This is a genomic window from Streptomyces nitrosporeus (assembly GCF_008704555.1).
Lineage (GTDB): Bacteria > Actinomycetota > Actinomycetes > Streptomycetales > Streptomycetaceae > Streptomyces > Streptomyces nitrosporeus.
In genome coordinates this window covers 1,854,834-1,875,275 of sequence record NZ_CP023702.1, presented here as the reverse complement: position 1 = coordinate 1,875,275, position 20,442 = coordinate 1,854,834, and the positions used below count along the sequence as shown (strand labels likewise).

The following is a 20,442-nucleotide window of genomic DNA, read 5'->3' as shown; positions in this document are numbered from 1 at the left end:
ATCGAAGACCGGCCCGCACACACGGCGCGCTTCTCCGTACCGTCCTCCGCCACACGGGCGGCAGGACGAAAGACGACGAGTATGGAGAAATCACTAGTGGAGAACGAGACCCACTACGCCGAGGCCGTCATCGACAACGGCACCTTCGGCACCCGCACCATCCGCTTCGAGACGGGCCGCCTCGCCAAGCAGGCCGCCGGCTCCGCCGTGGCGTACCTGGACGACGACACCATGGTGCTGTCGGCCACCACCGCTTCCAAGCGGCCCAAGGACCAGCTCGACTTCTTCCCCCTCACGGTGGACGTCGAGGAGCGCCAGTACGCCGCCGGCAAGATCCCCGGCTCCTTCTTCCGTCGTGAGGGCCGGCCCTCCGAGGACGCGATCCTCACCTGCCGCCTGATCGACCGCCCGCTGCGCCCCTCCTTCGCGAAGGGCCTGCGCAACGAGATCCAGATCGTCGAGACGGTCATGGCGCTCAACCCCGACCACCTCTACGACGTGATCGCGATCAACGCCGCCTCCTGCTCCACGCAGCTGGCCGGCCTGCCCTTCTCCGGCCCGATCGGCGGCACCCGTGTCGCGCTGATCAAGGGCCAGTGGGTCGCCTTCCCGACGCACACCGAGCTCGAGGACGCCGTCTTCGACATGGTCGTCGCGGGCCGCGTCCTGGAGGACGGCGACGTCGCGATCATGATGGTCGAGGCCGAGGCCACCGAGAAGACCATCCAGCTCGTCAAGGAAGGCGCCGAGGCCCCGACCGAGGAGGTCGTCGCCGCCGGTCTCGAGGCCGCGAAGCCCTTCATCAAGGTCCTCTGCAAGGCCCAGTCCGACCTCGCCGCCAAGGCCGCCAAGCCCACCGGCGAGTTCCCGGTCTTCCTCGACTACCAGGACGACGTCCTGGAGGCGCTCACCAAGGCCGTCAGCACCGAGCTCGCCAAGGCGCTCACCATCGCCGGCAAGCAGGAGCGCGAGACGGAGCTGGACCGCATCAAGGAGATCGCGGCCGAGAAGCTGCTCCCGGCCTTCGAGGGCCGCGAGAAGGAGATCTCCGGTGCCTACCGCGCGCTGACCAAGAAGCTGGTCCGCGAGCGCGTCATCAAGGACAAGGTCCGCATCGACGGCCGCGGCGTCACGGACATCCGTACGCTCGCCGCCGAGGTCGAGGCGATCCCGCGCGTGCACGGCTCGGCGCTGTTCGAGCGTGGCGAGACCCAGATCCTGGGCGTCACCACCCTCAACATGCTCCGCATGGAGCAGCAGCTGGACACCCTCTCCCCGGTGACCCGCAAGCGCTACATGCACAACTACAACTTCCCGCCGTACTCCGTCGGTGAGACCGGCCGCGTGGGCTCGCCCAAGCGCCGCGAGATCGGCCACGGCGCGCTCGCCGAGCGCGCCATCGTGCCGGTGCTGCCCTCGCGCGAGGAGTTCCCCTACGCGATCCGCCAGGTCTCCGAGGCGCTGGGCTCCAACGGCTCGACGTCCATGGGCTCGGTCTGCGCCTCCACCATGTCGCTGCTGAACGCCGGTGTGCCGCTCAAGGCCGCCGTCGCCGGTATCGCCATGGGCCTGATCTCGCAGGAGATCGACGGCAAGACCCACTACGTCGCCCTCACCGACATCCTCGGTGCGGAGGACGCCTTCGGCGACATGGACTTCAAGGTCGCCGGCACCAAGCAGTTCGTGACCGCGCTCCAGCTCGACACCAAGCTGGACGGCATCCCCGCCTCCGTCCTGGCCGCCGCGCTGAAGCAGGCCCGTGACGCGCGTCTGCACATCCTGGACGTCATGAACGAGGCCATCGACGTCCCGGACGAGATGTCCCCGAACGCCCCGCGGATCATCACCGTCAAGATCCCGGTGGACAAGATCGGTGAGGTCATCGGCCCCAAGGGCAAGATGATCAACCAGATCCAGGAGGACACCGGCGCCGACATCACGATCGAGGACGACGGCACCATCTACATCGGTGCCCAGCAGGGTTCGCAGGCCGAGGCCGCCCGCGCCACGATCAACGCCATCGCCAACCCGACCATGCCGGAGGTCGGCGAGCGCTACCTGGGTACGGTCGTCAAGACCACCACCTTCGGTGCCTTCGTCTCCCTGATGCCGGGCAAGGACGGCCTGCTGCACATCTCGCAGATCCGCAAGCTGGCCGGCGGCAAGCGCGTCGAGAACGTCGAGGACGTCCTCGGCGTCGGCGCCAAGGTCCAGGTCGAGATCGCGGAGATCGACTCCCGCGGCAAGCTCTCCCTCGTCCCCGTCATCGAGGGCGAAGAAGACGAGAAGAAGGACGACGCCGCCAAGTGACGTCCCGTAGTTCCGTGACGACGGCCCGCCCCTCCTCGAAGGGGCGGGCCGTCGCCCGTACCCAAACACTCCTCCCGGGCACGAACGGCGTCGGCACCGTCCGCCGCACGGTCCTGCCCGGCGGGCTCCGGGTCGTCACCGAGACCCTGCCCTCCGTCCGGTCCGCCACCTTCGGGATCTGGGCCAACGTCGGCTCGCGCGACGAGACGCCCTCCCTGAACGGCGCGACGCACTACCTCGAACACCTCCTCTTCAAGGGCACCGGCAAGCGCAGCGCCCTCGACATCTCCTCCGCGATCGACGCGGTCGGCGGCGAGATGAACGCTTTCACGGCGAAGGAGTACACCTGCTACTACGCGCGGGTCCTGGACACCGACCTGCCGCTGGCCGTCGACGTCGTCTGCGACATGCTGACCGGCTCGCTGATCGCCTCCGAGGACGTCGACGCCGAACGCGGTGTGATCCTCGAGGAGATCGCCATGACGGAGGACGACCCGGGCGACTGCGTGCACGACCTGTTCGCGCACACGATGCTCGGCGACACCCCGCTCGGCCGCCCCGTCCTCGGCACCGTCGACACGGTCAACGCGCTGAACCGCGGCCAGATCGCCCGCTTCTACAAGAAGCACTACGACCCCACGCACCTCGTCGTCGCCGCCGCCGGCAACGTCGACCACGCCACGGTCGTACGCCAGGTCCGCAGGGCGTTCGAGCGCGCGGGCGCCCTGTCCCGCACCGACGCCGTCCCCACCGCCCCGCGCGCGGGGTCCCGCACCCTGCGCACGGCCGGCAAGGTCGACCTGCTCAACCGCAGGACCGAGCAGGCCCACGTAGTCCTCGGCATGCCGGGCCTCGCCAGGACCGACGAGCGCCGCTGGGCGCTGGGCGTCCTGAACACCGCCCTCGGCGGCGGCATGAGCTCCCGCCTCTTCCAGGAGGTCCGGGAGAAGCGCGGCCTCGCCTACAGCGTCTACTCGTACACCTCGGGCTTCGCGGACTGCGGCCTCTTCGGTGTCTACGCGGGCTGCAGGCCCAGCCAGGTGCACGACGTCCTGAAGATCTGCCGCGACGAACTCGACCGGGTGGCGAGCGACGGCCTGGACGACGAGGAGATCAGCCGAGCCGTCGGCCAGCTCTCCGGTTCCACCGTGCTCGGGCTCGAGGACACCGGCGCGCTGATGAACCGCATCGGCAAGAGCGAACTGTGCTGGGGCGAGCAGATGTCGGTCGACGACATGCTGGCCAGTATCGCCGCAGTCACCCCGGACGAGGTCCGTGCCGTGGCCGCGGACCTGCTCGGGCAGCGGCCCTCCCTCTCGGTCATCGGACCGCTCAAGGACAAGCAGGCCGACCGCCTCCACCTCGCGGTCTCCTGAATCCCCGGACGGTCCCCCCACCTCCCAAAGGAAAGAGCACATGAGCAAGCTGCGCGTGGCCGTTCTCGGCGCCAAGGGGCGCATCGGTTCCGAGGCCGTACGGGCCGTCGAGGCAGCCGGTGACATGGAGCTGGTGGCCGCACTCGGCCGTGGCGACACACTGGACACCCTGGTGGACACCGGTGCCCAGGCGGTCGTCGAGCTGACCACTCCCGCATCGGTGATGGAGAACCTCGACTTCTGTGTCCGGCACGGCATCCACGCGGTCGTCGGAACCACCGGCTGGAACGACGAACGGCTCGCGCGGCTGAACACCTGGCTCGCCGGCTCGCCCGGGACCGGGGTGCTCATCGCGCCGAACTTCTCCATCGGCGCGGTCCTCACCATGAAGTTCGCGGAGCAGGCCGCCCGCTACTTCGAGTCCGTGGAGGTCATCGAGCTCCACCACCCGAACAAGGCGGACGCCCCCTCCGGCACCGCGCACCGGACCGCCCAGCTCATCGCCGAGGCCCGCGACGAGGCCGGACGCCCCCCGCAGCCGGACGCCACCGCCACGGCCCTGGACGGCGCCCGCGGCGCCGACGTCGACGGGGTCCCGGTCCACTCGGTCCGGCTGCGCGGGCTCCTCGCCCACCAGGAGGTCCTGCTCGGAGGCGAGGGCGAGACCCTCACCATCCGCCACGACTCCCTGCACCACAGCAGCTTCATGCCGGGCATCCTGCTCGGCACCCGCCGTGTGGTCACCACTCCCGGCCTCACCTTCGGCCTGGAACACTTCCTCGACCTGAACTGACTGGTCCACCCATGCGCGCAAAGATCACCTACGCCGTCACCGCCGCCGTCCTGGTCTTCTACTTCGTCCTGGCCGGCAGCCGCGGCGTCCTGCTCATCCGGCACGGCACCCTGCTCACCGTCACTTTCGGCGTGGCGGTGCTGATCCTGCCGCTGATCGGGGTCTGGTTCCTCTGGAAGAACACCCAGTTCGTCCGCAGGGCCAACGCCCTCGCCGCCGCACTGGACGCGGAGGGCGGTCTGCCCGTCGACGAACTGGAACGCACCCCCTCCGGGCGCATCGACCGGGCATCCGCCGACGCCGTGTTCGAGCGGCGGCGCGAGGAGACCGAGGACCACCCGGACGACTGGCGCTGCTGGTTCCGGCTGGCCGTCGCCTACCAGGACGCCCGGGACACCCCGCGCGCCCGCAAGGCGATGCAGCGAGCCATCGCCCTGCACGCGGACAAGCCGGTACGCGCCTGAGCGGCGCCGTACCGGCTTGCCGTGTGCAGGCGGGCCCGCCGAGCGGACCGCGTCAGCCGGCGCGGTACTCGGCGCCCCAGGCCTCGAGCGTGTCGGCGGCACGGTCGAAGGCCTCGGTGCGGGCCAGGAAGTCCGCGTTGTGATCGGTGAGCAGGGGCGTGGGCTGGCCGCCGCCCGTGCGCCGGACGATCAGGGCCTGGCCCTGGACCGTACGGGGCAGACCCAGCCACTTCACCGGCTGCTGGACCGTGCTCAGCGAGGCCACGCTGTTCCAGCGCACCGTGGTCGTACGGAAGAAACCGACCCGGCGCACCCCGTGCCGGCTCACCCAGGCGCCGGCCCGCAGCAGTCGCAGCGCGGCGGCGATCGCCACGGCGGCCACGACGAAGCACAGGGTGGCGCCGGACAGGGAACCGGCGAACGAGATGATCATCGCGGCCAGCAGGACGAACGACGCCAGCAGCAGCAGGGTGGCCGCGGCGGCGACCCGCCAGGGGCCGAGGCGGTAGGGACGCCGCCAGCTGTCATGGTCGTCGAACGGCAGCGCGACATCCTCCGCGCTCGCGTCGAATGCGCGGTCGGCCGTCAGGAAGGGCAGGGGCACGACTGATCCTCACTCACAAGCACGCTCGATTGCTGTGCCCGGTGAGGCTACCGATGAGCCCCCCGGCCGACCACTCCAGGGGGCCCGTACGGGTCAGCGGTGTTGCGACGCCTCGGAGGTCTGGCTGTGCGAAGGCGTCCGATCGGCGTCGAGAGCCGGCAGACCGAAGAGCAGGGACGCGGCGAGACCGGCGACGAGGGTGAGACCCACGAGGGACCGGCCGGCCAGCTGGGAGACGCTGGCGCGCTCGCGGGGCGGCGGGGTGACATTGCTGCGGAACCGCTCGGACTCGGCGACGAACGAGAACGGGACGGCTTCACGCCGGCGGAACATGAGGCGACTCTCCTTGGCTTCGTAAAAAGTGCTGCTGATGAGTCAGACGTACGAAAGCCCCGATCGGTGCCCCGAATCGCCGGGCGGGCGAAGAAATCCCGCGAACGGACAGGGGCCGTCCGGGTACCGGGGCGGTCACGGGCGCCCGCGCCGCGCCCGTAGAGTGGACGCGCCCGTGCGATGCCATTGGAAGGACCCCGCCGGTGACCGACACCCCCGAGCCCACGAAGGCCCACTTCCGCGACGATGTCACCGTTGACCTGGTGAAATCGGCTGCCGCCGACTCCGACGTGCTTTTCGCCGCGCGCGTCTCCACGGCGGGCGAACAGTCCCTGGAAGAGATCACCAAGGACCCCGAGCGGTCCAAGGGGCTCATCAACTACCTGATGCGGGACCGGCACGGCAGCCCGTTCGAGCACAACTCGATGACCTTCTTCATCAGCGCCCCGATCTTCGTCTTCCGCGAGTTCATGCGGCACCGGGTCGGCTGGTCCTACAACGAGGAATCAGGCCGTTACCGGGAGCTCGAACCGGTCTTCTACACGCCCGGCGAGTCCCGCAAGCTCATCCAGCGGGGCCGTCCCGGAAAGTACGAGTTCGTCGAGGGCACCCCGGAACAGCACGCGCTCACCACCCGTGTGATGGAGGACTCCTACCGCCAGGCGTACGAGGCGTACCAGGAGATGCTGGCCGCGGGCGTCGCCCGCGAGGTCGCCCGCTCGGTCCTGCCCGTCGGGCTGTTCTCCACGATGTACGCCACCTGCAACGCCCGCTCGCTCATGCATTTCCTCGGCCTGCGGACCCAGCACGAACTGGCCAGGGTCCCCTCCTTCCCGCAGCGCGAGATCGAGATGGTCGGCGAACAGATGGAGCAGCACTGGGCGCGGCTCATGCCGCTGACTTATGCGGCCTTCAACAAAAATGGACGGGTGGCCCCGTAAGTGGTGTCCGTATTGCGACGTTTCGAGAAGTTCATCTAGGCTGATCAAACGGACCCGGCACTGCTTGAACCCCCGAGCAGGCAGTGCCGGGCTCCTCTTCTCCGGTCCCCCGAGGGGGCGCGGCGCTCCGAGCAACGAGTAGCGTGTTACCCATGGCTCCGATCTCCACTCCGCAGACCCCCTTCGGGCGGGTCCTCACCGCTATGGTCACGCCCTTCACGGCGGACGGTGCACTCGACCTCGACGGCGCCCAGCGGCTCGCCACCCATCTGGTGGACGCAGGCAACGACGGCCTGGTCGTCAACGGCACCACCGGCGAGTCCCCGACCACCAGCGACGCGGAGAAAGACCGGCTCGTACGAGCGGTACTCGAAGCCGTCGGAGACCGGGCCCACGTCGTCGCCGGCATCGGCACCAACGACACCCGGCACAGCATCGAACTGGCCCGTACCGCGGAGCGCTCCGGCGCCCACGGCCTTCTGGCGGTCACCCCCTACTACAACAAGCCGCCGCAGGAAGGGCTCCTGCGCCACTTCAGCGCCATCGCGGACTCCACCGGACTCCCGGTGATGCTGTACGACATCCCCGGGCGCAGCGGTGTGCCGATCGACACGGAGACGCTCGTACGGCTCGCCGAGCACCCCCGGATCGTCGCCAACAAGGACGCCAAGGGAGACCTGGGGCGCGCCAGCTGGGCCATCGCCCAGTCCGGTCTCGCCTGGTACTCCGGCGACGACATGCTCAACCTCCCCCTCCTGTCGGTCGGCGCCATCGGCTTCGTCTCGGTCGTCGGCCATGTCGTCACCCCCGACCTGCGCGCGCTCATCGAGGCGCACCTCGGCGGCGACGTGCAGAAGGCCACCGAGATCCACCAGAAGCTGCTTCCCGTCTTCACCGGGATGTTCCGTACCCAGGGTGTGATCACAGCCAAGGCCGCGCTCACCCTCCAGGGTCTGCCCGCCGGCCCGCTCAGGCTGCCCCTGGTCGAACTCACCGCGCAGGAGACGGCCCAGCTCAAGATCGATCTGGCTGCCGGCGGGGTACAGCTGTAACCACGGACTTCACAACTGAATACGCGAGAGATCGCGACGGAAAAACCTGATCAGACAACAGCAAGTGCACGAATGACATGCGCGCCACGTGCCCTCCGCGGTACGTGGCGTGTGTGGTAAGGAGAGTCTTTTGAGTCATCCGCACCCTGAACTCGGTACCCCGCCGAAGCTCCCGAAGGGCGGTCTGCGGGTCACCCCGCTCGGCGGCCTGGGGGAGATCGGCCGCAACATGACGGTCTTCGAGTACGGCGGCCGCCTGCTCATCGTCGACTGCGGCGTGCTCTTCCCCGAGGAGGAGCAGCCCGGTATCGACCTGATCCTGCCCGACTTCACCACCATCCGGGACCGCCTGGACGACGTCGAGGGCATCGTCCTCACGCACGGCCACGAGGACCACATCGGTGGTGTCCCCTATCTGCTCCGGCTGAAGCCGGACATCCCGCTCATCGGCTCCAAGCTCACCCTCGCGCTCATCGAGGCGAAGCTCCAGGAGCACCGGATCCGTCCCTACACCCTGGAGGTGGTGGAGGGGCAGCGGGAGCGCATCGGCCTCTTCGACTGCGAGTTCATCGCGGTCAACCACTCCATCCCGGACGCGCTGGCGGTCGCCATCCGCACCCCGGCCGGCCTGGCGGTGGCCACCGGCGACTTCAAGATGGACCAGCTCCCGCTGGACGGCCGCCTCACCGACCTGCACGCCTTCGCGCGGCTGAGCGAGGAGGGCATCGACCTGCTGCTCTCCGATTCGACCAACGCCGAGGTCCCGGGCTTCGTCCCGCCGGAGCGGGACATCTCCAACGTGCTGCGCACGGTCTTCGCGACCGCCCAGAAGCGCATCATCGTGGCCAGCTTCGCCAGCCACGTCCACCGCATCCAGCAGATCCTGGACGCCGCCCACGAGTACGGGCGCAGGGTCGCCTTCGTGGGGCGCTCCATGGTCCGGAACATGGGCATCGCCCGTGACCTGGGCTATCTGAAGGTCCCCGCCGGTCTCGTCGTGGACGTCAGGACGCTGGACGACCTGCCGGACGACGAAGTGGTGCTGGTCTGCACGGGTTCCCAGGGCGAGCCGATGGCGGCCCTCTCCCGGATGGCCAACCGGGACCACCAGATCCGGATCGTGCCGGGTGACACGGTGATCCTGGCGTCGTCCCTGATCCCGGGCAACGAGAACGCGGTCTACCGCGTGATCAACGGCCTGACGCGCTGGGGCGCCAACGTCGTCCACAAGGGCAACGCGAAGGTCCACGTCTCGGGCCACGCCTCGGCCGGCGAGCTGCTGTACTTCTACAACATCTGCAAGCCGAAGAACCTGATGCCGGTACACGGCGAATGGCGCCACCTGCGGGCCAACGCCGAGCTCGGCGCGCTGACCGGAGTGCCGAAGGACCACATCGTCATCGCGGAGGACGGCGTGGTCGTCGACCTCGTCGACGGCAAGGCGAAGATCGTCGGCAAGGTCCAGGCCGGTTATGTGTACGTCGACGGCCTCTCGGTCGGCGACGTCACGGAGACCTCCCTCAAGGACCGCCGCATCCTCGGCGACGAGGGGATCATCTCGGTCTTCATCGTGGTCGACAGCTCCTCCGGCAAGATCGTGGGCGGCCCGCACATCCAGGCCCGCGGCTCGGGCATCGACGACGGCGCGTTCACCGCTGTCGTGCCCAAGGTCGAGGAGGCTCTCAACAAGTCGGCGCAGGACGGGGTGATGGAGCCGCACCAGCTCCAGCAGCTGGTCCGCCGCACGGTGGGCAAGTGGGTCTCCGACACCTACCGCCGGCGCCCGATGATCCTTCCGGTGGTCGTCGAGGTCTGACCCGTCAGCCCGTGACCTGGAGCGGGGCACCTCGATTTGCATCGGGGCGCCCCGCTCCAGTACGTTTGCGGCTCCGCCTGAACGGGAAGCGCCGCACGCTGTCGTGCGCGCACACACCCCGAGCGGGACGGGAATTCCGACTCAGAAACTCTGATAAAGTCGGGTCAGCCGAAAGGCAAAGGCCGATCCACAGGCCATCGGATTCAAATTCCGGACCGGAAACGGAACGGAAAACGGATCTGGTAAGGTTGGAATCGCCGGAAAGGGAAAGCGCGAAAGCGTGGGACCGGGAAGGCGAGTGCAGGAATCCCGCTTCGGCCGGGAATCGGACACGGAAGAGTCTGATAGAGTCGGAAACGCAAGAACGAAGGGAAGCGCCCGGAGGGCCCGGTGAGACGGGACCGAAGGAAGCGTCCGTTCCTTGAGAACTCAACAGCGTGCCAAAAGTCAACGCCAGATATGTTGATACCCCGGCCTGCTTCGGCAGGTTGGTGGTTCCTTTGAAAAGACCTGCCCGGTCCGGAACTTTTCCGGATGCGGTCAGGCACACACAGCGAGGACGCTGTGAACGACCGGTCATATTCCGACCTGGTCGTTCCGCTCTCGTGGTGTTCATCCCGATCACGGGAAAACATTCACGGAGAGTTTGATCCTGGCTCAGGACGAACGCTGGCGGCGTGCTTAACACATGCAAGTCGAACGATGAAGCCCTTCGGGGTGGATTAGTGGCGAACGGGTGAGTAACACGTGGGCAATCTGCCCTTCACTCTGGGACAAGCCCTGGAAACGGGGTCTAATACCGGATAATACTCTGTCCCGCATGGGACGGGGTTGAAAGCTCCGGCGGTGAAGGATGAGCCCGCGGCCTATCAGCTTGTTGGTGGGGTGATGGCCTACCAAGGCGACGACGGGTAGCCGGCCTGAGAGGGCGACCGGCCACACTGGGACTGAGACACGGCCCAGACTCCTACGGGAGGCAGCAGTGGGGAATATTGCACAATGGGCGAAAGCCTGATGCAGCGACGCCGCGTGAGGGATGACGGCCTTCGGGTTGTAAACCTCTTTCAGCAGGGAAGAAGCGAAAGTGACGGTACCTGCAGAAGAAGCGCCGGCTAACTACGTGCCAGCAGCCGCGGTAATACGTAGGGCGCAAGCGTTGTCCGGAATTATTGGGCGTAAAGAGCTCGTAGGCGGCTTGTCACGTCGGATGTGAAAGCCCGGGGCTTAACCCCGGGTCTGCATTCGATACGGGCTAGCTAGAGTGTGGTAGGGGAGATCGGAATTCCTGGTGTAGCGGTGAAATGCGCAGATATCAGGAGGAACACCGGTGGCGAAGGCGGATCTCTGGGCCATTACTGACGCTGAGGAGCGAAAGCGTGGGGAGCGAACAGGATTAGATACCCTGGTAGTCCACGCCGTAAACGTTGGGAACTAGGTGTTGGCGACATTCCACGTCGTCGGTGCCGCAGCTAACGCATTAAGTTCCCCGCCTGGGGAGTACGGCCGCAAGGCTAAAACTCAAAGGAATTGACGGGGGCCCGCACAAGCAGCGGAGCATGTGGCTTAATTCGACGCAACGCGAAGAACCTTACCAAGGCTTGACATATACCGGAAAGCGCCAGAGATGGTGCCCCCCTTGTGGTCGGTATACAGGTGGTGCATGGCTGTCGTCAGCTCGTGTCGTGAGATGTTGGGTTAAGTCCCGCAACGAGCGCAACCCTTGTTCTGTGTTGCCAGCATGCCCTTCGGGGTGATGGGGACTCACAGGAGACTGCCGGGGTCAACTCGGAGGAAGGTGGGGACGACGTCAAGTCATCATGCCCCTTATGTCTTGGGCTGCACACGTGCTACAATGGCCGGTACAATGAGCTGCGAAGTCGTGAGGCGGAGCGAATCTCAAAAAGCCGGTCTCAGTTCGGATTGGGGTCTGCAACTCGACCCCATGAAGTCGGAGTTGCTAGTAATCGCAGATCAGCATTGCTGCGGTGAATACGTTCCCGGGCCTTGTACACACCGCCCGTCACGTCACGAAAGTCGGTAACACCCGAAGCCGGTGGCCCAACCCCTTGTGGGAGGGAGCTGTCGAAGGTGGGACTGGCGATTGGGACGAAGTCGTAACAAGGTAGCCGTACCGGAAGGTGCGGCTGGATCACCTCCTTTCTAAGGAGCACTTCTTACCAGGCCGGTTTTCCGGTTTGGTCAGGGGCCATTTCGTCGGCAGATGTTCGACGGTGGTTGCTCATGGGTGGAACGTTGACTATTCGGCACGGCTGGTCTGGTTTCTGTTAGTACTGCTTCGGCGTGGAACACGGGGAATGGGCTGGTCGGGTCGGGCGCGCTGTTGGGTGTCTGAAGGTACGGCCGTGATGGTCGCCTTCGGTTGCCGGCCCCAGTGCACTCGTCCGTGAGGACGGGGTGATGGGTGGCTGGTCGTTGTTTGAGAACTGCACAGTGGACGCGAGCATCTGTGGCCAAGTTTTTAAGGGCGCACGGTGGATGCCTTGGCACCAGGAACCGATGAAGGACGTGGGAGGCCACGATAGTCCCCGGGGAGCTGTCAACCGAGCTTTGATCCGGGGGTTTCCGAATGGGGAAACCCGGCAGTCGTCATGGGCTGTCACCCGCTGCTGAACACATAGGCAGTGTGGAGGGAACGAGGGGAAGTGAAACATCTCAGTACCCTCAGGAAGAGAAAACAACCGTGATTCCGGGAGTAGTGGCGAGCGAAACCGGATGAGGCCAAACCGTATGCGTGTGATACCCGGCAGGGGTTGCGCATGCGGGGTTGTGGGAGTTCTCTTTCACAGTCTGCCGGCTGTGAGACGAGTCAGAAACCGTTGATGTAGGCGAAGGACATGCGAAAGGTCCGGCGTAGAGGGTAAGACCCCCGTAGCTGAAACATTGACGGCTCGTTTGAGAACCACCCAAGTAGCACGGGGCCCGAGAAATCCCGTGTGAATCTGGCGGGACCACCCGCTAAGCCTAAATATTCCCTGGTGACCGATAGCGGATAGTACCGTGAGGGAATGGTGAAAAGTACCGCGGGAGCGGAGTGAAATAGTACCTGAAACCGTGTGCCTACAAGCCGTGGGAGCGTCGCGCATCGAGCTTGCTCGGTGCGTCGTGACTGCGTGCCTTTTGAAGAATGAGCCTGCGAGTTAGCGGTGTGTAGCGAGGTTAACCCGTGTGGGGAAGCCGTAGCGAAAGCGAGTCCGAACAGGGCGTTTGAGTTGCACGCTCTAGACCCGAAGCGGAGTGATCTAGCCATGGGCAGGTTGAAGCGGAGGTAAGACTTCGTGGAGGACCGAACCCACCAGGGTTGAAAACCTGGGGGATGACCTGTGGTTAGGGGTGAAAGGCCAATCAAACTCCGTGATAGCTGGTTCTCCCCGAAATGCATTTAGGTGCAGCGTCGTGTGTTTCTTGCCGGAGGTAGAGCACTGGATAGGCGATGGGCCCTACCGGGTTACTGACCTTAGCCAAACTCCGAATGCCGGTAAGTGAGAGCGCGGCAGTGAGACTGTGGGGGATAAGCTCCATGGTCGAGAGGGAAACAGCCCAGAGCATCGACTAAGGCCCCTAAGCGTACGCTAAGTGGGAAAGGATGTGGAGTCGCAGAGACAACCAGGAGGTTGGCTTAGAAGCAGCCACCCTTGAAAGAGTGCGTAATAGCTCACTGGTCAAGTGATTCCGCGCCGACAATGTAGCGGGGCTCAAGCGTACCGCCGAAGTCGTGTCATTCATACACATAGGGCCAACGCCTGTATGGATGGGTAGGGGAGCGTCGTGTGCCGGGTGAAGCAGCCGCGGAAGCGAGTTGTGGACGGTTCACGAGTGAGAATGCAGGCATGAGTAGCGATACACACGTGAGAAACGTGTGCGCCGATTGACTAAGGGTTCCTGGGTCAAGCTGATCTGCCCAGGGTAAGTCGGGACCTAAGGCGAGGCCGACAGGCGTAGTCGATGGACAACCGGTTGATATTCCGGTACCCGCTTTGAAACGCCCAGTACTGAATCAGGCGATGCTAAGTCCGTGAAGCCGGCCCGATCTCTTCGGAGTTGAGGGTAGTGGTGGAGCCGATGAACCAGACTTGTAGTAGGTAAGCGATGGGGTGACGCAGGAAGGTAGTCCAGCCCGGGCGGTGGTTGTCCCGGGGTAAGGGTGTAGGCCGTGTGGTAGGCAAATCCGTCACACGTTAAGGCTGAGACCTGATGCCGAGCCGATTGTGGTGAAGTGGATGATCCTATGCTGTCGAGAAAAGCCTCTAGCGAGTTTCATGGCGGCCCGTACCCTAAACCGACTCAGGTAGTCAGGTAGAGAATACCGAGGCGTTCGGGTGAACTATGGTTAAGGAACTCGGCAAAATGCCCCCGTAACTTCGGGAGAAGGGGGGCCATCACTGGTGAGGGAACTTGCTTCCTGAGCTGGGGGTGGCCGCAGAGACCAGCGAGAAGCGACTGTTTACTAAAAACACAGGTCCGTGCGAAGCCGTAAGGCGATGTATACGGACTGACGCCTGCCCGGTGCTGGAACGTTAAGGGGACCGGTTAGTGCACTTTCGGGTGTGCGAAGCTGAGAACTTAAGCGCCAGTAAACGGCGGTGGTAACTATAACCATCCTAAGGTAGCGAAATTCCTTGTCGGGTAAGTTCCGACCTGCACGAATGGCGTAACGACTTCTCGACTGTCTCAACCATAGGCCCGGTGAAATTGCACTACGAGTAAAGATGCTCGTTTCGCGCAGCAGGACGGAAAGACCCCGGGACCTTTACTATAGTTTGATATTGGTGTTCGGTTCGGCTTGTGTAGGATAGGTGGGAGACTTTGAAGCGGCCACGCCAGTGGTTGTGGAGTCGTCGTTGAAATACCACTCTGGTCGTGCTGGATGTCTAACCTGGGTCCGTGATCCGGATCAGGGACAGTGTCTGATGGGTAGTTTAACTGGGGCGGTTGCCTCCTAAAGAGTAACGGAGGCGCCCAAAGGTTCCCTCAGCCTGGTTGGCAATCAGGTGTTGAGTGTAAGTGCACAAGGGAGCTTGACTGTGAGACCGACGGGTCGAGCAGGGACGAAAGTCGGGACTAGTGATCCGGCAGTGGCTTGTGGAAGCGCTGTCGCTCAACGGATAAAAGGTACCCCGGGGATAACAGGCTGATCTTCCCCAAGAGTCCATATCGACGGGATGGTTTGGCACCTCGATGTCGGCTCGTCGCATCCTGGGGCTGGAGTCGGTCCCAAGGGTTGGGCTGTTCGCCCATTAAAGCGGTACGCGAGCTGGGTTTAGAACGTCGTGAGACAGTTCGGTCCCTATCCGCTGTGCGCGTAGGAATATTGAGAAGGGCTGTCCCTAGTACGAGAGGACCGGGACGGACGAACCTCTGGTGTGCCAGTTGTCCTGCCAAGGGCATGGCTGGTTGGCTACGTTCGGAAAGGATAACCGCTGAAAGCATCTAAGCGGGAAGCCTGCTTCGAGATGAGTGTTCCCACCACCTTGAGTGGTTAAGGCTCCCAGTAGACGACTGGGTTGATAGGCCAGATGTGGAAGCCCGGTAACGGGTGGAGCTGACTGGTACTAATAGGCCGAGGGCTTGTCCTCAGTTGCTCGCGTCCACTGTGTTGGTTCTGAAATAACGAACGGCCGTGTTGTTGTCCGGTGTTGGTTAATTTCATAGTGTTTCGGTGGTCATTGCGTTAGGGAAACGCCCGGTTACATTCCGAACCCGGAAGCTAAGCCTTTCAGCGCCGATGGTACTGCAGGGGGGACCCTGTGGGAGAGTAGGACGCCGCCGAACAATTATTCCGGGGAAGCCCCGCACCTTTTGGTGCGGGGCTTTTCTGCGTTCACCACCGGAAACCGCGGCCGAGCGCGCTCCGCCCTGCCCCATGGCGGCCCGCCCGGAGCCGGCCGGACCGGAGCAGGCAAAACAACATGCCGCAACCGGCGGGCGGAGCTCGTGAAGACGCCTCCAGGAAGCAGTCGGCACCGGGTCGCTCCCCAGGAGGGACTCCCGCGGAAGACTTCCGGCAGATGGTTATGCACAGCCCTCCGGACAGGGTATGCTTTACCTCGTTGCCGCAAGAGGCAGCAAGGCCCCAATAGCTCAGTCGGTAGAGCGTCTCCATGGTAAGGAGAAGGTCTGCGGTTCGATTCCGCATTGGGGCTCGTACAAAAGAAAGGCCCACGCCTATGGCGTGGGCCTTTCTTCGTATGAGGAAAAGCCCGTCTGGTGGCCGACTGCCACCGCTACGATCAGCACATGGCAGTCGCAGTCACCAAGTAGCTCCGGAGTGCCGTCCCACGGCCCGCCCCGCCCGGCCAGACCCCGCGGGGGCTTGTTAGCCGTGCCCGTCGGCACAGAAGCGTCTTTACGACCTCCTGGTCGTGATGTCCCGCTCTCTGGAGTACCCACTTCGTGAACACCCTTCCCGGGGCGCGAGCCTTTTCCCGTGCCGACCGCCGTACGCCGGCTCTCGCACTGCTCTCCCTCCTCCAGTTCCTCATCGCCCTCGACGTCACCGTCGTGAACGTGGCGCTGCCGTCCATCGGCGAGCGGTTCCATGCCTCCGCCGCCTCCCTCTCCTGGGTCGTCACCGGCTACACACTGGTCGGAGGCGGACTTCTGCTGCTCGGCGGCAGGATCACCGATCTCCTGGGCAGGCGCAGGATGTTCCTGCTCGGTGCCGGCCTCTTCGCACTCGCCTCCCTCACCGCAGGAGCGGCGCCCACCCTCCCCGTCCTGGTCCTCGCCCGGTTCGCCCAAGGGGCCGGTGAGGCCCTCGCGTCCCCCGCCGCCATGTCACTGATCGCGTTGCTCTTCCCCGCGCCCGCCGAACGTGCCAAGGCGCTCGGCGTCTGGGGTGTCATCTCCTCCGGTGGGCTCGTCGCCGGTGTGCTGCTCTCCGGATTCATCACCGAACTGCTGCACTGGCGCTGGATCTTCGGCATCAACGTGCCGCTCGCCGCCGGGGTGCTGCTGCTCGCACCGAAGCTGCTGCCGGCCGACGGCCCGCGCGCTCACGCGGGGCGTCTCGACCTGCCCGGCGCGGCCCTGCTGACCGCAGGCCCGCTCTGCCTCGTCCACGGAGTGATGGAAGCGGCGCCCCACACGATCACGGCAGGAGTGCTGCTGCTCGCCGCCTTCGTCGTCGTGGAAGCACGCACCCGGCACCCCCTCATGCCGCTCTCCCTCCTCACCCACCGCGTCAGGGCCGTCGCCAACGGCGTGACCGCCCTGCTGAGCGCGGCACTGTCCACCGCCTTCTTCCTCCTCACGCTGTACATGCAGGACGTGATGGGCCTGGGGCCGCTTCGGACGGGGCTCGCCTTCCTGCCGTTCTGCGCGGTGCTCCTCCTCGCCGTCTCCCGGGTCGCCCGCCTCGTCGAAGCGTTCGGTACGAAGTACACGGCACTGACCGGACTGGCGTGCACCGCCGCAGGCCTCGCCTGGCTGGCCCGGCTGCCCGGCCAGGGCGCCTACGCCCTCGACGTCCTGCCGGGCATGACCGGAATCGCCGCAGGCATGGGCATCGGACTGGTCGCCCTCCAGAACGCGGCACTGTCCGGGGTCACCGACCACGACGCGGGGACCGCTGCGGGCATCCAGCGCTCCGTCGACCAGCTGGGCGGCTCCCTCGGCCTCGCCGTGCTGGTAGGGCTCTCCATGGGCCCGGGAGACGCCGGGGGGTTCCGTACCGCCTTCCTCCACGCGACGGCCGCAGTGGCGGCCGCGGCCGTGCTCCTGCTCCTCGCCGCACGGGACGGCGGGGCGGCTGACGACCGGGCGGACCCGGGGGACCGGGGGTGACCGGAGGGGCCGCACCGCCCGGAACAGGCGGTACGGCCCCTCACCCGCACCACCCGGGTGCCTCCGTCCGTAGCGGAGACATCCGGGGAACACTCAGAAGTCCTGCGGCTCCGGCACCCGCATCGCGAGGATCGCCATGTCGTCGGAGGCGGGCTCCGCGGCGAAGCGCTCCACCGCCCGAAGGATGCGGCCCGCCACCGCACCGGCCGTCAGGCCCGTGCACGTGGAAAGCACCTCCGCCAGACCGTCGTCACCCAGCATGCGGGTGCCCTCCCGGCGTTCGGTCACCCCGTCGGTCACACACAGGAGCACGTCGCCGGGCTCCAGGACGACCTCCTGCTCGTACAGCTCCAGGTCGTCCATCACCCCCAGCAGCGGCTGCGGTTCGGCCGCCGCCTCCACGGAGCCGTCCTGACGCAGCCGCAGCGGCAGAGGATGGCCCGCGCACACCACCTTCAGCAGTGCGCTGCCGTCCTCCTGCGGCCACAACTCGCCGTACAGCAAGGTGAGGAAGCGGCTCCGGGCCCCCTCGTCGAGGATGGCCGCGTTCAGCCGCTCCAGGACCGCGGGACCGCCGAGACCCTCGCGGGCCAGCAGACGCAGGGCATGCCGGGCCAGGCCCGTGACGGCGGCGGCCTCCGGGCCCGTACCGCAGACGTCGCCGATGGCGAAACCGTAGGAACCGTCGCTGATGGGGAAGACGTCGTAGAAGTCGCCGCCCACCTCGTTGCCCTCGCCGGCCGCACGGTAGATCACGTCGATCTCGACGTTGGGCACATCAGGAGTGCCGGGCGGCAGCAGACTGCGCTGCAGGGACTGGCTGATGGCCATGCGCTCCGAATACAGCCGGGCGTTGTCCAGTGCCAGCGCCGCACGGCGCGACAGGTCCTCGGCCAGTTCCAGGATCTCCTGGCGGAAATGGTCGTCGGCCGGCTTGCCCAGGGTGAGCATGCCGATCACCCGGTTCCTCGCCACCAGCGGCAGGACCACCGTCTCGCCGCCCACCGCCGACGCCGTCGCCAGCGTCGTCCGTGCCGCCGCCCCCATGCTCAGCGGCGCGTCCCGGGCCAGCGTGCGGGTGGAGACCCGCAGAGCGGCCTCCTGGGCCGCCCTGGCCGGCGCGGGCCACACCCGGGCCCCCGGGGTCGGGACAGGGTCCGGAGGAGCGATGGAGGACAGCAGGTCCTTCAAGCCGTCGATGCGCTCCTCGTCCTCGTGCAGCACAAAGGAGAGAAACGGCTCCGCGTACGGATCCGCGATCGTGTACACGGCGCACCAGGTGGCCAGCGTCGGCACCGTCATCTGGGCCATCAGCGCCAGCGTCTGGTCCCGGTCCAGCGTGCCGGCCAGCAGATCGGACGCCTCCACGAGGAAGGACAGCGACCCCCGGCGCAGCCGCTCCAGCTCACCCAGCCTCGCCGACTCCACGGCCAGCGCGATGCGGTCGGCGGCGAACTGGAGGCGCAGCGCCTCCTCGTTGGTGTAGCGGCCCGCGGACTCCGCGGCGACCCCCAGCGAACCGGTCAGCCGGCCCTCGACCTTGAGCGGCACCGTCACGACCGAACGCATACCGGTGTCCACGAGCAGCGGTACCGACCCGGGGACGACCGTCAGGTCCTCGTGGACCGCGGGCATCCGCGCCGACTGGTAACGGCCGGCGCCCGCCTCCACCGGGACCCGGGCGAAGCGCTGCCGGGCCGAGGGAAGACCGGTCGTCGCCCGGACCTCCAGCTCCGTCTCGTCGTCGGTGGCCAGCAGCAGGAACGCCGCGTCACCGTCCAGCATGTCCCGCGCCCGCTCGACCGTGCGCTGGAGCAGGCCGTCGAGATCGTCGGGAGCGGGGGAACCGATGAAGACCTCGAAGGGGTCCACGGCCCGGCGGTCGGCCGACGCGTCGGAGACCGGGGCCCGCACCGGGCTCTGCAGCACCGCGCGTTCGTAGTCGCGGACCAGCAGGCACACGGTCGACGGTTCGCCCTGGGTGTCCCGGACCCTGAGGTGTGAGGCGTACACCGGGATGACCCGGCCGTCGGCCCCGCGGATGCCGTAACTCCCCTCCCAGCGGGAGAGCCGCAGGGCGTCGGCGATACCGGTGTCGGTGCCGGGGGTGTGCGGCCAGGCGACGAGGTCGGTGAGCTGCTTACCGGTGACCTGCTCCGCGGTGTGGCCGAAGAGGAACACGGCGTCGTCGTTCCAGGCGGCGACGGCCCCCGCGCTGTCGGTCTGGACGACCGCCACGCGTACGCGCTCGTCGGCCACGGGGAGAAGCGCCGTGGGCAGCACCGGCCCGGCCGAGCGGATCCCCACCGGGCGTTCGGGGAGGTCCAGCTGGAACCAGACGTGCTTGTGCTCCGGGGTGTACTCGACGCCCCAGCGGGAGGCGAGGGCGGCGCAGAGCAGGAGCCCCCTGCCGCCCTCCCGGTCGGGGCTGCCGAAGTCCAGGCCGGAGGACTGGAGCGGGATCTCCCGCTCCGGATAGTGGTCGGACACCTCGACGCGCACCCCGTCCTCGGTGCGCAGGCACAGCACGTCGGCCGCCGTGCCGGCGTGCACGACGGCGTTGGTGACCAGTTCACTGGTCAGCACGACGGCATCGTCGACGACCTCGTCGTACCCCCAGCCCTGCAAGGTGTCGCGGACGAAGGCGCGGGCGGTCGCCACCGAGCGTCCGACCGGATCGAAGGTGGCAGCCGCACGCGCGGTGATCACAGCACTCCCCATTTGGTGTCTCGTCGCTTCCCCGAGTCCTGTGCCCGTTTCTCGCCGCTTCGATACGCCTGCCAGGCTAGACGCTCGCCCGCCGGGCCGGTACGCGAGGGCGTACCGGCCCGGTGCGCCGGGCGTACGACCGTGCACTCCCGGTGAGGGAACAGGGGCAACCGCGGGATGCCGCCCCCCGTCTGCTTCCGGCCTGGTACGTTTCAACGATTTGACGTCCGCATAGTCACCC

The 20,442-nt window shown here is 66.5% G+C and carries 11 protein-coding genes, 1 tRNA gene and 3 rRNA genes; 12 read left to right on the top strand and 3 right to left on the bottom strand.

The genetic code is table 11. The features are described from left to right. Positions 1 to 96 precede the first annotated feature (96 nt). The 4 genes from CP967_RS07920 to CP967_RS07905 are packed head-to-tail and all read left to right on the top strand — an operon-like array spanning position 97 to position 4,943. Positions 97 to 2,310, top strand: coding sequence for a polyribonucleotide nucleotidyltransferase (locus tag CP967_RS07920; RefSeq protein ID WP_150491753.1), 2,214 nt, complete (start codon positions 97 to 99; stop codon positions 2,308 to 2,310). Further along, positions 2,307 to 3,686, top strand: a complete 1,380-nt coding sequence (locus CP967_RS07915; RefSeq protein WP_150487275.1) for a M16 family metallopeptidase — start codon at positions 2,307 to 2,309, stop codon at positions 3,684 to 3,686. Before CP967_RS07920 ends, CP967_RS07915 begins: the two co-directional genes overlap by 4 nt. 40 nt (positions 3,687 to 3,726) lie before the next feature. Then, complete coding sequence (dapB, locus tag CP967_RS07910; protein ID WP_150487274.1) at positions 3,727 to 4,479, top strand: 4-hydroxy-tetrahydrodipicolinate reductase; 753 nt, start codon at positions 3,727 to 3,729, stop codon at positions 4,477 to 4,479. 11 nt (positions 4,480 to 4,490) lie between these two features. Then, positions 4,491 to 4,943: a tetratricopeptide repeat protein gene (locus CP967_RS07905; protein WP_150487273.1), complete on the top strand. Its 453-nt coding sequence runs from the start codon at positions 4,491 to 4,493 to the stop codon at positions 4,941 to 4,943. 52 nt (positions 4,944 to 4,995) lie between these two features. On the opposite strand, the gene CP967_RS07900 is transcribed toward CP967_RS07905, so the two are convergent. Next, on the bottom strand, positions 4,996 to 5,547 hold the full coding sequence (locus CP967_RS07900) for a hypothetical protein (protein WP_150487272.1): 552 nt from the start codon (positions 5,545 to 5,547) through the stop codon (positions 4,996 to 4,998). 93 nt (positions 5,548 to 5,640) lie between these two features. Beyond that, positions 5,641 to 5,880 carry a hypothetical protein gene (locus CP967_RS07895; RefSeq protein ID WP_150487271.1) on the bottom strand — a complete coding sequence of 80 codons (240 nt, stop codon included), beginning with the start codon at positions 5,878 to 5,880 and terminating at the stop codon, positions 5,641 to 5,643. A 203-nt stretch (positions 5,881 to 6,083) separates the two neighbouring features. Between CP967_RS07895 and thyX the strand changes: the two genes are divergently transcribed. The 8 genes from thyX to CP967_RS07850 all read left to right on the top strand — a co-directional run bounded on the left by thyX (position 6,084) and on the right by CP967_RS07850 (position 17,492). After that, a complete protein-coding gene (gene thyX, locus CP967_RS07890; RefSeq protein WP_150487270.1) occupies positions 6,084 to 6,821 on the top strand; it encodes an FAD-dependent thymidylate synthase in 738 nt (245 codons plus the stop codon). A gap of 152 nt (positions 6,822 to 6,973) precedes the next feature. Further along, a complete protein-coding gene (dapA, locus tag CP967_RS07885) occupies positions 6,974 to 7,873 on the top strand; it encodes a 4-hydroxy-tetrahydrodipicolinate synthase (RefSeq protein ID WP_150487269.1) in 900 nt (299 codons plus the stop codon). Positions 7,874 to 8,003: 130 nt separating this feature from the next. Beyond that, entirely contained in the window at positions 8,004 to 9,689 is a 1,686-nt protein-coding gene (locus CP967_RS07880; RefSeq protein ID WP_150487268.1) for a ribonuclease J, read from the top strand. Positions 9,690 to 10,323: 634 nt separating this feature from the next. After that, a 16S ribosomal RNA gene (locus tag CP967_RS07870) occupies positions 10,324 to 11,849 on the top strand. 309 nt (positions 11,850 to 12,158) lie between these two features. After that, positions 12,159 to 15,283 (top strand): 23S ribosomal RNA (locus tag CP967_RS07865). Positions 15,284 to 15,362: 79 nt separating this feature from the next. Further along, positions 15,363 to 15,479, top strand: a 5S ribosomal RNA gene (gene rrf, locus CP967_RS07860). The 16S, 23S and 5S rRNA genes sit together here with 1 tRNA gene alongside, the layout of an rRNA operon. Positions 15,480 to 15,777: 298 nt before the next feature. Further along, a tRNA-Thr gene (locus CP967_RS07855) sits at positions 15,778 to 15,850 on the top strand. 250 nt (positions 15,851 to 16,100) lie between these two features. Then, positions 16,101 to 17,492: an MFS transporter gene (locus tag CP967_RS07850; RefSeq protein WP_150487267.1), complete on the top strand. Its 1,392-nt coding sequence runs from the start codon at positions 16,101 to 16,103 to the stop codon at positions 17,490 to 17,492. A 93-nt stretch (positions 17,493 to 17,585) separates the two neighbouring features. Here CP967_RS07850 and CP967_RS07845 read toward each other — a convergent pair whose 3' ends face one another. Further along, entirely contained in the window at positions 17,586 to 20,213 is a 2,628-nt protein-coding gene (locus CP967_RS07845) for a SpoIIE family protein phosphatase (RefSeq protein ID WP_150487266.1), read from the bottom strand. Between the last annotated feature and the right edge of the window lie 229 nt (positions 20,214 to 20,442).